The organism is Cryobacterium sp. MP_M3, assembly GCF_015752155.1.
Taxonomy (GTDB): domain Bacteria; phylum Actinomycetota; class Actinomycetes; order Actinomycetales; family Microbacteriaceae; genus Cryobacterium.
The window spans coordinates 282,974-296,671 of sequence record NZ_JADOVI010000003.1 but is presented as its reverse complement, the minus strand read 5'-3'; the positions used below and the strand labels follow the sequence as shown (position 1 = coordinate 296,671).

The 13,698-nt window shown below is 68.2% G+C and carries 12 protein-coding genes and 1 tRNA gene; 6 read left to right on the top strand and 7 right to left on the bottom strand.

Annotated elements, in window-relative coordinates:
• Positions 1–49 precede the first annotated feature (49 nt).
• Together IWX89_RS06010 and IWX89_RS06005 are read right to left on the bottom strand one after the other, a co-directional pair.
• Positions 50–1,387: a DUF6114 domain-containing protein gene (locus IWX89_RS06010; protein WP_196902636.1), complete on the bottom strand. Its 1,338-nt coding sequence runs from the start codon at positions 1,385–1,387 to the stop codon at positions 50–52.
• Positions 1,388–1,488: 101 nt separating this feature from the next.
• Entirely contained in the window at positions 1,489–2,085 is a 597-nt protein-coding gene (locus tag IWX89_RS06005; protein ID WP_134505942.1) for a DUF6230 family protein, read from the bottom strand.
• Between the two features lie 399 nt (positions 2,086–2,484).
• Here IWX89_RS06005 and IWX89_RS06000 point away from each other — a divergent pair, with 399 nt between their 5' ends.
• Entirely contained in the window at positions 2,485–3,996 is a 1,512-nt protein-coding gene (locus tag IWX89_RS06000) for an amino acid permease (protein ID WP_196902635.1), read from the top strand.
• Positions 3,997–4,053: 57 nt separating this feature from the next.
• Here the strand turns inward: IWX89_RS06000 and IWX89_RS05995 are convergent, their stop codons facing one another.
• Complete coding sequence (locus IWX89_RS05995) at positions 4,054–5,253, bottom strand: CdaR family transcriptional regulator (RefSeq protein WP_196902634.1); 1,200 nt, start codon at positions 5,251–5,253, stop codon at positions 4,054–4,056.
• 383 nt (positions 5,254–5,636) lie between these two features.
• Between IWX89_RS05995 and ald the strand changes: the two genes are divergently transcribed.
• The gene (ald, locus tag IWX89_RS05990; RefSeq protein ID WP_196902633.1) at positions 5,637–6,755 is read left to right on the top strand and encodes an alanine dehydrogenase; all 1,119 of its coding nucleotides are present in this window, start codon (positions 5,637–5,639) and stop codon (positions 6,753–6,755) included.
• 6 nt (positions 6,756–6,761) lie between these two features.
• On the opposite strand, the gene IWX89_RS05985 is transcribed toward ald, so the two are convergent.
• From IWX89_RS05985 to IWX89_RS05970, 4 genes are all read right to left on the bottom strand, one after another.
• Positions 6,762–7,412 (bottom strand): TetR/AcrR family transcriptional regulator, encoded by a 651-nt coding sequence (locus IWX89_RS05985; RefSeq protein WP_196902632.1) that lies wholly within the window; start codon positions 7,410–7,412, stop codon positions 6,762–6,764.
• A gap of 7 nt (positions 7,413–7,419) precedes the next feature.
• Complete coding sequence (locus IWX89_RS05980) at positions 7,420–8,721, bottom strand: ABC transporter permease (RefSeq protein WP_196902631.1); 1,302 nt, start codon at positions 8,719–8,721, stop codon at positions 7,420–7,422.
• Positions 8,718–9,452, bottom strand: coding sequence for an ABC transporter ATP-binding protein (locus tag IWX89_RS05975; RefSeq protein WP_196902630.1), 735 nt, complete (start codon positions 9,450–9,452; stop codon positions 8,718–8,720). The genes IWX89_RS05980 and IWX89_RS05975 overlap by 4 nt, the downstream gene beginning before the upstream one ends.
• Before the next feature lie 160 nt (positions 9,453–9,612).
• Positions 9,613–10,251 (bottom strand): MBL fold metallo-hydrolase, encoded by a 639-nt coding sequence (locus IWX89_RS05970; protein WP_196902629.1) that lies wholly within the window; start codon positions 10,249–10,251, stop codon positions 9,613–9,615.
• Between the two features lie 103 nt (positions 10,252–10,354).
• Here IWX89_RS05970 and IWX89_RS05965 point away from each other — a divergent pair, with 103 nt between their 5' ends.
• The 4 genes from IWX89_RS05965 (at position 10,355) to IWX89_RS05950 (ending at position 13,695) form a co-directional block, all read left to right on the top strand.
• Positions 10,355–11,257 carry a diacylglycerol kinase family protein gene (locus IWX89_RS05965; protein ID WP_196902628.1) on the top strand — a complete coding sequence of 301 codons (903 nt, stop codon included), beginning with the start codon at positions 10,355–10,357 and terminating at the stop codon, positions 11,255–11,257.
• Positions 11,258–11,314: 57 nt separating this feature from the next.
• Positions 11,315–11,390: transfer RNA gene (locus tag IWX89_RS05960), tRNA-Glu, on the top strand.
• 262 nt (positions 11,391–11,652) lie between these two features.
• The gene (locus tag IWX89_RS05955; RefSeq protein ID WP_196902627.1) at positions 11,653–12,678 is read left to right on the top strand and encodes a TerC family protein; all 1,026 of its coding nucleotides are present in this window, start codon (positions 11,653–11,655) and stop codon (positions 12,676–12,678) included.
• Between the two features lie 123 nt (positions 12,679–12,801).
• On the top strand, positions 12,802–13,695 hold the full coding sequence (locus IWX89_RS05950) for a protein phosphatase 2C domain-containing protein (RefSeq protein ID WP_307836439.1): 894 nt from the start codon (positions 12,802–12,804) through the stop codon (positions 13,693–13,695).
• Positions 13,696–13,698 lie beyond the last annotated feature (3 nt).

The window sequence follows — 13,698 nt, the reverse complement described above, 5'->3', positions numbered from 1 at the left end:
AGGATCGCCGGCCAGGAGTTCCGGCGCGCTCGAGTGTTGCCCCTGCCGGTCAGGGGGCGGACACGACGGCGCCGGTCAGCGCCGCGGTCGCGCTCGCCACTGTGAGGAGCCCCACGGTCGCGCCGGTGAGCGACGGAAGGTCGACATCAAGCGGCGGCGGAGTCGCCGGGTCGAAGACGACCGGGGTGCCGTCGGCGAGGGTTCCGGAGAGCGAGGTGCAGTACATCGTCACGGGTCCGCCCAGGATGACCTGGGTCGCGGTCGTGCCGGGAATCCGGACCGCGGGATCGGTCGAATCGAGTGAGAAGGCATCAAGCCCGACCCGGGCCGCGGTGATCTTGAGCGCGGTTCTCGTCGAGCCGTCCGCGAGGGTGACCGCCACTGTGCCGATGTAACGCGCCCCCTCGAGGGTGACGGATGCGCTGCGGAGCCGGGCCGCTGGGATTGCGGCGACCGGGGCATCGGCGTCCGGCGCTGCGTCCGGCGCTGCGGCGGGCACTGCGGCCGATGGAGAAACAGGCGGGGTAGCCGGCGGCGGCGTGGTCGCATCGGGGGCTTGCGCGGGCGTCGGAGTCGGCGTCGGCGCCGGAGTCGCCGTCGGCGTGGGCGTCGGCGCGGGGTCCGCCGTCGGAGCCGGTGTCGAGACCTGCGGCTCCGGCGCAGCCGGGGCCGGGGTCGTGACGCTGGGGTCCGCGAAGGACGGGCCTGCCGCGAGCCCGGCGGATGACGCACCGAGAAGCACCGCGAGCGCGACGATGACGAGGGCATGGCCCTGCCGCCGGCGGGCCGGGGAAGCCGACACCCGGGCGAGGAGGGACGCGGCCCGCATCCCCGCGACCCGGCCGGTCGGCACCGGCGTCGAAGGCTCGGCATCCGACTCCGAAGGGGAGAGGAAGGCCGGGAATTCCAGATCGAGCAGAGCGAGCCCGACCGGATCGTGCTCGGCAGCCTCGCCGGCGGGTTCGGGGGAGCCGGCGACCGGAGTGCGCCGCGGTATCCAGGACACGGCCATGACCCCGCCGACGAGACCGAGGAGGGTTCCGATGAAGAACCCGCCCAGGTTGACGCCGACGAGGGCGTAGATCGAGAACGTGAGGGACATGACTCCGTAGAACATGCGGTGGGCCGGCATCGCGAGGATGAGCACGCCGAGGGTGACCAGCGCGACCGGCAGGATCATCGCCTGCATCCCCTCAATGCCCACCTGGATGCGGATGTTGCCGAGATCCAGTTGCCCGGAGAACAGCATCTCGATTCCTGCGGCGATTATCAGCAGGCCGCCGATGGCCGGCCGGGTCCGGTACCACCGTCCGAACCTGGAACCGGCGCCGGGTTCATCCGGGCCTGCTGCTGCCGCCATCGTCGTCGCGCGTCGAAGAATGTTCACCCGATTGGTTCCTTTGCTGTGGTGGTGGAGCGCCGCAGGTGCCGGCCCGCCACAGGGCGGGCCGGCACCCCGGCGAACGGAGTGACTTCAGGGGCGTCGCGCTAGAAGCACTTCGTTCCGTTGGTGATCTGCATGTGCAGGCCGTTCAGGGCGAACGTGCCTGCCTGGGTGCTCCAGGCCGTCTGCTTGAGACCGTTGATCGTGATGTGGTCGGCGTCCTGGGCGAAGTCGCCCGCGGTGCCCTTGGCGGCGGTGTTGACCTTGGAAGCGTCGACACCGATCCGGATGTTGGTGAACGTCGCGTCACCCTGGAGGTCCGTCATCCCGAGCTGCAGGGCACTGGCCTGGGCCGGGTTGCCCCCGCCGCCCGCGTTGATGAGCAGACCGAGAGTGCCCAGCGGCGTCACGGTGACGACCGACTGGCACAGGTCGGTCAGCGAGGCCGAGTCGATATTGGCGATCGCGACCGGATGCATGGTCTTGCCGTCAGCCTGCACGGCAACGCCCGCATACTGTGAGAAGCCGGTCCCGTCGAGCTTGCTGGCACCGATCTGGAACTGGCTGCCCGACACCGCGAACGCGACGGGCACGGCGCCCTGCGCGACGCCCGTCATCAGTACTCCCATGACGAGTGTGACGGGGATGACCGCGAGGGTGATGCGACCTGGCCTGGACTGCGTGAGTTTCTTGAACTTCATGGATCCTCCTTGACACATGAGTGTGCTGGCGACTTCGGTATCGCCCGCGATGCAGAATATTCAGGGTATTGTCGGACTGTCAATAAGGTGCGGGCTGATTGCCGCGAAAGGGGGGTGTGCGATCTCCGGGCGCCGAAGCAGAACAGTGGTCGCCCGTTCTGCGACGAACAGTCGACAGCTGTCGAGCACCGGTTCGCCTGGGGCAGGTGAGCGCACCGAAGTGAACCCCCTCGTTCGGGTCACGCGCGGACACCCGCCCCGCCGCCCGTGATTGTGCCCTTAGTGTTGCAACTTCAGTTCCGAGTTGTCCCGGTCGTCACGTTCGTGAAGGCCCCAGCGCGGTTGACGTGGTCGTCCGCTGAGCGGCTGCGTCTGTGCCGTGATGAGGAAAGAAGACCCATGTCTGATCAGAACAACGCGGCAGGCGCCACCGGCGCCGGGACCACGCGAATCGGGGCTGCGAGCCCCGTCGGCTCGGCCACAGCCCCGCACCTGGACCCGCCGCTCGCCAGGTCGCTGAGCCGCCGCCACATCCAGATGCTCGCCATCGGCGGGACCATCGGAACCGGCCTGTTCATGGGGGCAGGCAAGACCATCTCCCTCGCCGGGCCGGCCGTCGTCTTCGTCTACGCGATCATCGGCTTCATCCTCTTCTTCGTGATGCGGGCGATGGGCGAGATCCTGCTCTCCAACCTCGACTACAAGTCCTTCAGCGACTTCGCCGGCGACCTGCTCGGCCCGTGGGCGAGCTTCTTCACCGGCTGGTCGTACTGGGCGTTCTGGGTCGTCACCGGGGTCGCCGACATCGTGGCGATCTCCGGCTATGTCGACGTCCTGGCCCCGGGCACGCCGCTCTGGATCCCCGCGCTGCTCACTCCCGTCGTGCTGATCCTGCTCAACCTGCCCAGTGTGAAGGCCTTCGGCGAGGCCGAGTTCTGGTTCGCCCTGGTCAAGGTGCTCGCCATCCTCGCCCTCATCGTCACCGGCATCGTCATGATCGCCACCCGCTTCACCTCGCCCTCCGGCGCCGTCGCGGGCCTGGAGAACATCTGGAACGACGGCGGGATGTTCCCCCACGGCGTCGCCGGCTTCGTGCTCGGCTTCCAGATCGCCATTTTCGCCTTCGCCGGAATCGAACTCGTCGGCACCGCGGCCGCGGAGACGAAGGACCCGGAGACGAACCTTCCGCGCGCCATCAACACCATCCCGGTGCGGCTGCTCCTCTTCTACGTGGGCGCGCTGGTCATCATCATGGCCGTCAACCCGTGGCGCACGATCGACCCGGGCAGCAGTCCCTTCATCGGCATGTTCGCCCTGGCGGGCCTCGGCATCGCGGCCATCGTCATCAACCTGGTCGTGCTCACCTCCGCTGCGTCCAGCGCCAACTCCGGCATCTACTCGACCTCGCGGATGGTCTACGGACTCGCCCAGGACGGCAACGCGCCGCGCTCCTTCGGCAGGTTGAGCAGCCGCCGGGTTCCCCAGAACGCACTGCTGTTCTCCTGCATCTTCCTGCTCGCCGGAGTCGTGCTGCTGTACACGGGGGATTCATTCATGGGAGCCTTCACCCTTGTCACCTCCGTGGCGTCGGTGCTGACCATGTTCGTCTGGTCGATCATCATGGTCAGCTACTTGGCGTTCCTCCGGCGCCGTCCCCACCTGCACGCCGCGTCGAAGTACAAGATGCCCGGTGCCCGGTTCATGCCGTGGGTGGTGCTGGCGTTCTTCGCGTTTATGCTCTGGGCCCTCGGCCAGGCCGACGACACCCGCCTCGCACTCGTCGTCGCCCCGATCTGGTTCCTGGCCCTCGGCATCGCCTGGTTCGTCAACCGCAAGGCACCCCTGCAGCAGGCTCGGGTCGAGGAGTGGAAGGCCGAGGCCGAGTCGGAGAAGGCCGCGCTCGTTCGCTGACCGCCTCCGGCGAACGGTGCCGTTGAACGCCGCCGCTGACCCGGCCGGCCGGCTTCGTCAGATCCGGGGCCGCCGCGACCAGCGGTCGGCCTTCATCGCCAGGTGCAGTTCCAGTCGCACCTGCCCGCCCAGCGGGTCGGCGCCGATCAGGGAGCGGATCCTCGCCAGCCGGTTGTAGATGCTGCTGCGGTGCAGGTGCAGGGCGGTGGCGACGTCCTGCACCGACCCGTCGGTGTCGTAGAGCAACTCCAGCATGGGCAGGAGCTCTCGGTTGGCGTCGAAGTCCTGGAGCTCGGTGAAGTAGACGGACTCGACGGGGGCCAGGTTGCGGCTGGCTGCAGCGAGGAACTGGTACACGCCGATCCGGCGGTAGTCGACGACGGCGCCGAGCCGGCCGTCGACGGCGGCCGCCTGCACCGCCTTGCGGGACTGGGCGTAGGCCTCCGGCAGGCGCCGCAGGTCGTGGAAGGCCTCGCTGACCCCCATCAGGTCGGGGCAGGCGGGCGGCGCGCCGCGGCGAGCGATCTCGGCCCCGTACCGGGTGAGGACCTCGGTGTGCACCAGCTTGCCGGGGGAGTCGCGCAGCAGCACGACGGCGTGCGTGTCGGTGCCGGCGCTGAACCTGGCCGCGTCGATGCCGACTGTGGCCTGCAGGGCGGCGATCCGATGCAGCAGGGCGCCGCCCTCCCGATCGTCGGCCGGCCTGTCGATCAGGGTCGCGACATGCCAGGGCCCGGTGGCGTGGATCTGCGGCCAGTCCGCGATTTCGTCGACGGCCACGGGATCGGCGGCGCAGGCGGCCAGGAACAGCGCCTCGCGCTGCCTCCGGTGCTCGGATTCCGCCGTGTTCGTGTCGAGCAGCAGTTCGGCGAGCCGGTCGAGCTGGGTGCGCACGGCCGGCAGTTCCCCGAGGATCGCCGCCGGCGACTCGTCCTGCGATCCCTGCAGGGCCCACAGGTAGCCGACCCGGAAACCGCGCACCAGCAGGGGAACGCACACCCTGCCGAGCATCCCCAGTTCCGCATTGGCCGGCACGACGACCGGTCGCACCGCAGCGGCGATGCCATGCCGCAGCTGCCACGCGCTCACGTCGGCCGGCACTTTCTTGCTGAGCAGGAAGTTGACTCGCACGCTGTCGGCGAGCGGCTGGTCACGGCTGTAGGCGACGAGGCCGCCGTCGAGGTCCTCGAGCGACAGGGCGCGGTCCAGACCAGCGGCAAGCGTCTCGACGAGCTCTTCGATCTCCGCCGTCTTCATGGGCTCAATGCTAAGCGCCAGCCGGGGATCGTTTCGGACATCCGGCGACGATTGACGAGCCGAGACTCGACATGTGTCGAGTGACAAATCCCTGCGGCGTTCGGGCGGCTCTGCCGCCTCGCGCCTGGGCGGGCGGGCGGGGTTGGGCCGGCTTGAGAGCAAAACCCCTGAAAGGTAGCGGAAAAGCCGACCGGTGGGGCGGGCCGGCGGCATTCGGATGCCCCGCTCGCCCTCCCTCGCGGCCGGCGGATGCCCCGCGACCCGGCCTGGCTCTCCGGGCCCGCCGTGATCGCGGCCCCTAGTCTTGACCCCGCCGCCGGCATCGTCGCACGAGGCACGCCGGCGGACCCTTTCACGAGTACCAACCAGCAACGGAGTCGGCCATGATCATCGGTGTACCCAAGGAAATCAAGAACAACGAGTACCGCGTCGCCATCACCGCCTCCGGCGTGCACGAGTTCCTGGCCAACGGTCACACGGTGCTCGTCGAAACCGGGGCCGGAGTCGGTTCGCAGATCAGCGACGAGGAGTACCGCGTCGCCGGCGCCGAGCTGGTCGACTCCGCCGACGCCCTCTGGGCCCGCTCCGACATGGTCATGAAGGTCAAGGAACCCGTCGCCGCGGAATACCACCGCTTCCGTGAGGGCCTCGTTCTCTTCACCTACCTCCACCTGGCCGCTGAGCCCGAGCTCACCGCTGCCCTGGTCGAGGCGGGAGTCACCGCGATCGCCTACGAAACCGTGCAGACCCCCGCCCGCGGGCTGCCCCTGCTCGCGCCGATGAGCGAGGTCGCCGGGCGGCTCTCCGTGCAGGTGGGCGCGCAGTCGCTGATGGCCCCCGCCGGCGGGAAGGGCGTGCTGCTCGGCGGCGTGCCCGGGGTGCGCCCCGCGAAGGTCGTCGTGCTCGGAGCCGGCGTCGCCGGAACGAACGCTGCCGCGATGGCCCTGGGGCTCGGAGCCGACGTGACCATCCTCGACATCAACATCGACCGCCTCCGCCAGCTCGACGGCCAGTACCAGGGCCGGCTGAAGACGGTCGCCTCGAATTCCTACGAGGTGGAGCGGGCCGTGATCGACGCTGACCTGGTGATCGGATCGGTCCTGATTCCGGGCGCCAAGGCCCCGAAGCTGGTCACCAACGCGCTGGTCGCGCGGATGAAGCCCGGCTCGGTGCTGGTCGACATCGCCGTCGACCAGGGCGGCTGCTTCGCCGACACCCGCCCGACCACGCACGAGAACCCCACCTACACCGTGCACGAGTCGATCTTCTACTGCGTGGCCAACATGCCCGGCGCGGTGCCGAACACGTCCACCTACGCGCTGACCAACGTCACCCTCCGCTACGGCGTGGCCCTGGCCAACCTCGGCGTCAAGGTCGCCTGCGAGCGCGATTCGGCCCTCGCCCTGGGCCTGAACGTCGCCGCCGGGAGGGTCACCAACAGCTCGGTGTCCGAGGCGCACGGCCTGGAACTGGCCGACTGGCGCGAGCTCGTCACGGCCTGACCGAGGTCAGCTCGGCGGAGCCTCGTTCCCGGCGGCGGCGATCCGGCGCGCCAACGCGATCGAGTGACGGAGAAGCTCGCCCGGACTGCCCGTGAAGCCGCCGGTGAACCACTTCTGCATCGAGAAACGCATCACGCTGCCGGCCAGGGTGACCGCCATCCGGGCCTCGTCCTCGAGGCCCGGGGTGAACTCCTCGCTGCGGCCCTGGGTGCGGAAGCGCTCCAGCACCAGCAGGGTGAGGCTCTCCTCGAGCTCGGTGATGCGGGTGTTCTCCCGGCCCAGCAGCTCGGGGGTGCGTTCGATCAGCATCCGCCGTGACCGGAGGATGCCGGGGTCGGGCTCCTGGTCGACGAGTGCGGCCGTGATCAGCCCGACGAGATCACCGAGGACGTCGGCGCCGCCGCCCCGCACGAAACGGGCGAGCTCGGCATCCGCCGGCATCGGGGGAGGGGTACCCAGGAAGGCACCCTCCTTCGTGCCGAAGTAGTTGAAGAACGTGCGCTGCGAGACCATCCCCGCGTCGCAGATCATGTCCACCGTGACGTTCTCGTAGCCGTGCTCGAGTGCCAGCGCCAGGGCCGCCTGCTCCAGCCCGGCCTGGGTGGCCGCGCGCTTGCGGGCGCGCAACCCGTCGTCGAGGGTCGGCTTGCTCGTCATACGACCTCTACTCGTACCGCAGGGCGTCGATCGGGTTCTGCCGGGCGGCGGCGCGCGCCGGGAGGGTGCCGGCGAGGAACGCGATCAGCATGACGACTCCGATGATGATGGCGATAGAGCTCGGGGCGAATTGCACGACCTGCAGGCCGGGGAGGGCGGAGAACACACCGTTGGCGAGGATGTTGCTGACCAGCGAGCCGACGCCGACTGCGGCCAGGGCGCCGAGGGCGCTGCCGAGGAAGCCGATGAAGACGGCTTCGGTGCTGAACAGGGTGTAGACGCGACCGCCGTTCATGCCCATGGCCTTCATCAGGCCGATCTCCCGGGTGCGCTCCTGCACGCTCATCAGCAGGGTGTTGATGATGCCGAAACCGGCCGCGATCAGTGCGATCACGGCGAACGAGTTGAGCACGCCGATGATGACGTTGATCACGGTCTGGAAGGAGCCGATCTGGTCGGCGACGGTCTGCGACGCATAGCCCTGCTTGGCGAGGTCGTCCTTGATGGTGGTGATCTCGGCCGGCGTGCTCGCGACATCGAAGTGCGCGGTGGCCGTCGCGTAGCTGTCGGTGGCGCCCGCCGGGGCCCCGGTCACCTCGATGGCGTGGAGGGTGTCGGTCAACGCCTGGTTGAGGCCTGCGCCGACGCCGAGGATCGTCTCGTTCTGAACGCCGACGACGGTGGCCTTGACTTCCTGCTGCGCGCCCGTGTAGTCGGTGATCCCGATCGAGACCGTCTGCCCGACGGCCGCCTTCGCGTTCGTGAACCCGAGGTTCTTCAGGTACGTCGTCGGAAGGAGGATCTGATCTGTCGTGCTCGCATTGCTCAGTTGGCTTCCGGCGGCGAGATCGGCCTTGGTGAGCGTGGCCGTGGCGTTGACGATGATCTCGAACTTGCCCTTGCCGTCGTACTCGATGTAGTCGGGGGTCACCCGCACCGAGGGGTCGACGCCCAGGATGCCCGGGGTCTTCTCGATTTTGGTGAGGTCCTTGGCGGTGAGCGCCTGGATGGTCGTTCCCGGTCGTGATCCGTTGCCGAGGCTCACGGTGGTCGCCTTGGTCGGGTCGTAGGCCGCCGGGCCGTCGGTGGTGGACGAAGTGGAGTCGGCCGACTTGGAGACCGTCAGCACGTCGGCCGCGCCGATCGCGGAGACCTGGGTGTCGATGTAGCTGGTGACGCCGGTGCCGATGCCGCTGGTGATGGTGAGGGTGAAGGCGCCGATGAAGATCGCGATCACGGTCAGGCCGGTGCGGAGTTTGCTACGGAAGCTGTTCGCGATCGCGGTCTTGACGATGTCAATGAACTTCATGCGTGTGCTCCTGCGTGTGCTCCGGCGTGCCTCTTGCGCGGGGCTCCGGATTCGGTGGTGTCCTCGAGGCCGTCGCGGATGAAGATCTGGCGGTCGCAACGCGCGGCGAGTTCGATGTCGTGGGTGACGATGATGAGCGTGATGCCCTTGTCCTTGTTGAGGGCGAAGAGGATGTCCTCGACCACGGCCCCCGTCGCCGTGTCGAGGTTGCCCGTCGGTTCGTCGGCGAAGATCACCTTCGGGTTGTTGACGAGGGCGCGGGCGATGACGGCCCGCTGCTTCTGCCCGCCGGAGAGGTTGATCGCCTTGTTCTTCGCCTTGTCGGCGAGTTCGAGCTGTTCGAGGGCGGCCATGCCGCGGGCCTTGCGCTCGCGGGGCGGCACCCCGGCGATCTTCAGCGGCAGCACGACGTTGTCGAGCACCGTCGCGTTGGCGGTGAGGAAGAACTGCTGGAAGACGAAACCGAAGTCCTGGTTGCGCAGCCGGTTCACCTCCTTGCCCCTGAGCTTCCTGGCATCGGTGCCCTCGACCAGGAGTGTGCCGCTGTCCGGGTCGTCGAGCAGCGCGAGCAGGTGCATCAGCGTGGACTTGCCCGATCCGCTCTTGCCGACGATGGCGACGGATTCACCGGCCTGGATGTCCAGGGACACCCCCTTGAGCGCGTCGAAACGGTTCGCGCCGCTCCCATAGGACTTGCCTATGTTCTGGGCCGAAAGCACGGGAACGCTCATGATGCGGGGATCCTTCGTCGAGAGGGTTGTGCAGAGACAATAAATTTACAGTAGCTGCACGCAGGACGAACCGGCTGGGAGCGGGCTGTGCGCGCCCCGGCAGTTCGATCCACGCTCACCGTGCCGACGGCGAGCGGATGCTGCCGACGCGTTCACATGCTCAGAGGTCGAGGGACTCGTTCGGCTCGAGAGGGAAGAACTCGCCACCGTTCTGCTCGGTGGCGGAGCGGATCCGGGTGTTCGAGAGCTCCTTGCCGGCCCGGGAGAGCAGCATCTCGTGGGTGGGGAAGCTGCGCCGGGGCTTGAGCGCGAGCACGTAGTCGATGACCTCGCTGATCTTGAGCCAGGGGGCGTTCGCCGGGACGGCCAGGGTGCGCACGTCCACTCCGGACGGGATCGTGAACGCGTCGCCGGCGTAGTAGAGCTCCTCGTTGACCAGCACCCCGACGTTGTCGATCACCGGGATCGACTCGTGGATGACCGCGTGCTTCTGGCCGAAGAAGCGCAACCGGAAGGGACCGACCTCGACCTCGTCGCCGGCCGCGACGACTGTGACAGGGTAACCTGCGGCTGCCGCGGCGACCCCGGCCGGACCGAAGATCCTGGCGTCGGGGCTGAATTCCAGGATGCGGTCGAGCTGCTCGGGCGTCCAGTGGTCAGGGTGCTCGTGGGTGATCACGACGGCATCCGTATTGGCCGTGTCGGTGAGGGCGGTGGTGAACGAACCGGGGTCGATGTACAGCTTTCGGCCGGCCACGTCGACGATCAGGGCGGCGTGCTCCAGTTTGGTCAGCTTCATGCCCCCGAGCTAATACCCATTCGAGACGCCGTGCAAGCCAGGACACGGCGGGTCGGCAGGGCCGGGAGCCCGGTGTGCCGGGGCGTCCCCGTACGCTGGCACCATGCCCGCTCCTTCCCTGCGAATCATCGTCGCCGTCAACGCCTACGCCTCCTTCGGACGCCGTGCGGACGTCGGCCCCGCGGTTGAAGCAGCTCTGGTCGCGGCCGGCCACACCGTCACCGCGCGCAGTGAAGTCAATTTCGACCTGCTCCGCACCGAGGTGGCAGCCGAACTCGTGCCCGGGGTGGACGTCCTCGTCGTGGTCGGCGGCGACGGGATGGTGAGCCTGGCCACGAACCTCGTTGCCGGCACGCCGATCGGCCTGGCGATCGTGCCGACCGGCACGGGCAACGACCTCGCTCGCGGGCTGGGCATCCCGCTCGACGACACGGAGGCCGCCATCCGTCACCTCCTCGACGCGCTCGCCCGCCCGCCGCGGGCGATCGACGCGATCCGGGTGCGGGCCGAAGGACGCACCAGCTGGTGCGCCGGCGTCGTCTCGGCCGGCTTCGACGCCGTGGTCAACGACCGGGCCAACCGGATGCGGCGCCCGCGCGGCAAGAGCCGGTACACGCTCGCCATGCTGCTCGTGCTCGCGACCTTCCGCCCGATGTCCTACCGGCTGACCGTGGACGGCGCCGAACGCACCGTCCGGGCCATGCTGATCTCGGTGGCGAACAACACCTCGATCGGCGGCGGCATGCGAATCGCCCCCGGCGCACTGCTCGACGACGGGCTGCTCGACCTGTTCATCGTCACGCCCCTGTCCCGGCTGGGCCTGCTTCGGGTGTTCCCGAAAGTATTCTCCGGAACGCATACCGGGTTGCCCCAGGTCGAACTCAGCCGCTGCCGGAGCGTATGGATCGACGCGGACGACGTGGTCGCCTACGGGGACGGCGAGCGGATCGGTCGTCTCCCCGTGCAACTCGACGTCGTGCCCGGCGCCCTGCTCGTGCACGCCTGAGCCGCTCGGTTTGGCCTCGGCCCGTTCCATGTGGCATACTCTGAAAGTTGCAAAAACGGCCCCATCGTTTAGCGGCCTAGGACATCGCCCTCTCACGGCGGTAACGCGGGTTCGAATCCCGCTGGGGTCACCATGACAAGCTCCTCCGGTTCGCCGGGGGAGTTTTTTTGTACTCCGCGGGCACGGATGCGTCCCCGGTCGGGGGGAGCATGCCGGTAGACTTCACCGAGTGAAAGGGAGTATCCCTCTGGGCTGAGATTCTTCGCCCTATGCCGTGATCGTCAACACGGGCCTCAGCATCGCGGCCCCGGGCACGGTGGTACCGACAGGTACGGGAGAGACTTTCGGGTTTCGTGCTGCTCTCAGCATCCCGTCAGTGAAAGGCTTCCCCCCGCATGGATCTTGCTCTCCCGCTCTGGTTTGAAATCGGCGCCCTCGTCATCCTCACGCTGATCCTGGTCGCGGACCTGCTGATCGTTTACAAGCGGCCGCACGTGCCGTCGATGCGGGAGGCGACCCTCTGGGTGGCGTTCTACGTGGGGCTCGCGCTCGTCTTCGCCCTGCTCATGCTCGTGCTGGCCGATGCCGAGCATGCGGGCCAGTTCCTGGCCGGCTGGCTGACCGAGTACAGCCTGAGCATCGACAACTTGTTCGTCTTCGTGATCATCATGGCCAGGTTCCAGGTGCCCAGGAAGTACCAGCAGGAGGTGCTGATGGTGGGCATCATCATCGCGCTCGTGCTGCGCGGCATTTTCATCCTGCTCGGCGCCCAGCTGATCGAGAACTTCAGCTGGATCTTCTACATCTTCGGCGCCTTCCTGCTCTACACGGCCGTGCACCAGGCGGTTGCGAAGGACCCGGAGGAGGACGAGGCCGAAAACGGCCTGATTCGCCTGCTGCGGAAGCGGATGCGGATCTCCCCGGATTTCAACGGTTCCAAGCTGCGCACCGTGGTCGACGGGCGCAAGATCTTCACCCCGATGCTGATCGTGCTCCTGGCGATCGGCACCACGGACCTGGTCTTCGCGCTCGACTCGATCCCGGCGATCTTCGGCATCACGACCAGCCCGTTCATCGTGTTCACCGCGAACGTGTTCGCGCTGATGGGGCTGCGTCAGCTTTACTTCCTGCTCGGCGGGCTGCTCGAGCGGCTCGAATACCTCAAGTACGGGATCGCTTTCATCCTCTTCTTCATCGGGGTCAAGCTCGTCATGCACGCCTTGCACACCAACGAGGTCGCGTTCATCAACGGCGGCGACGGAGTCGCCTGGGCGCCGGAGATCGACACCTGGACGTCGCTCGGCGTGATCGTCGTGTCGATGGCCGTCGCCACCGTGGCCAGCGTGATCAAGGCCTCCAGCGACGCCAGGAAGCGCGGCCACACCCTGGCCGAGGAGATCCCGCAGCCCGTCGAGGAGTAGCCGGCCCCCGCAGGGGCGGGCTGCGGCCCGGCGGGCCCCTCGGAGTTGGTACGGTGGAAGCTCGTCGCCGTCGGTGGCGCGTCCGCGGCCCATCGACGCGACGAACCGAACACTGGAGTGCCCGTGTCCCAACCTGGCGAGTTCGACATGACGCTGCCCTCCACCCGGGTGCGGTTCTCGTTCAGCGCCCACAGCGACGTCGGACGAGAGCGCAAGGTCAACGAGGACAGCTTCATGGCGCAGGCGCCGGTCTTCCTCGTCGCCGACGGGATGGGCGGCCACGCGCATGGCGACGTCGCCAGCCAGACAGTCGCTCGGGTGTTCGACGAGCACATCGAACGCGGCGCGCCGTCGACGCCGGAGCGCATCCTCGACGCCATCCACTCGTCGAACGATGCGGTGCGGGACCTCAGCGCCGTCGACGACTTCGGCACCGCCGTGTCCGGCACGACCCTGGCCGGGGTGGCGTTCGTGGACGCCGGCGACGACGTCGGGTTTCACTGGATGGCCTTCAACATCGGCGATTCGCGGGTCTACACCTGGGACGGCCGCACCCTGGCCCAACTCAGCGTCGACCACTCGGCCGTGCAGGAGATGGTGGACGCCGGGTTGATCACCGCAGAGTCCGCGGAACAGCATCCGGAACGCAACGTGATCACACGAGCGATCGGGGCAGACGAATTCGTCGACGCCGACGTCTGGCTGTTGCCGGCGTCCGGCCGCCATTCCTTTCTTGTCTGCTCCGACGGCCTTACCAAGGAACTGGGCAACGCCGAGATCGCCCGGCTGCTGGCGGCCCACGACGAGACGTCCGAGGCCGGGCGGTCCATGGCCGAGGTTCTCGTTGACGCAGCGGTGGCCCACGGGGGCCACGATAACGTTACGGTCGTATATGTCGAATCGGTGCTGGGCGACCTGGAAACGGGGGCGCAGCATCCGGACGACGAGAACACGCAGGATCGGATGCCCGGGGCAGGGGACCATCACGAGGACACGAGGCCGCGAAGCCAGGGGTGAGGA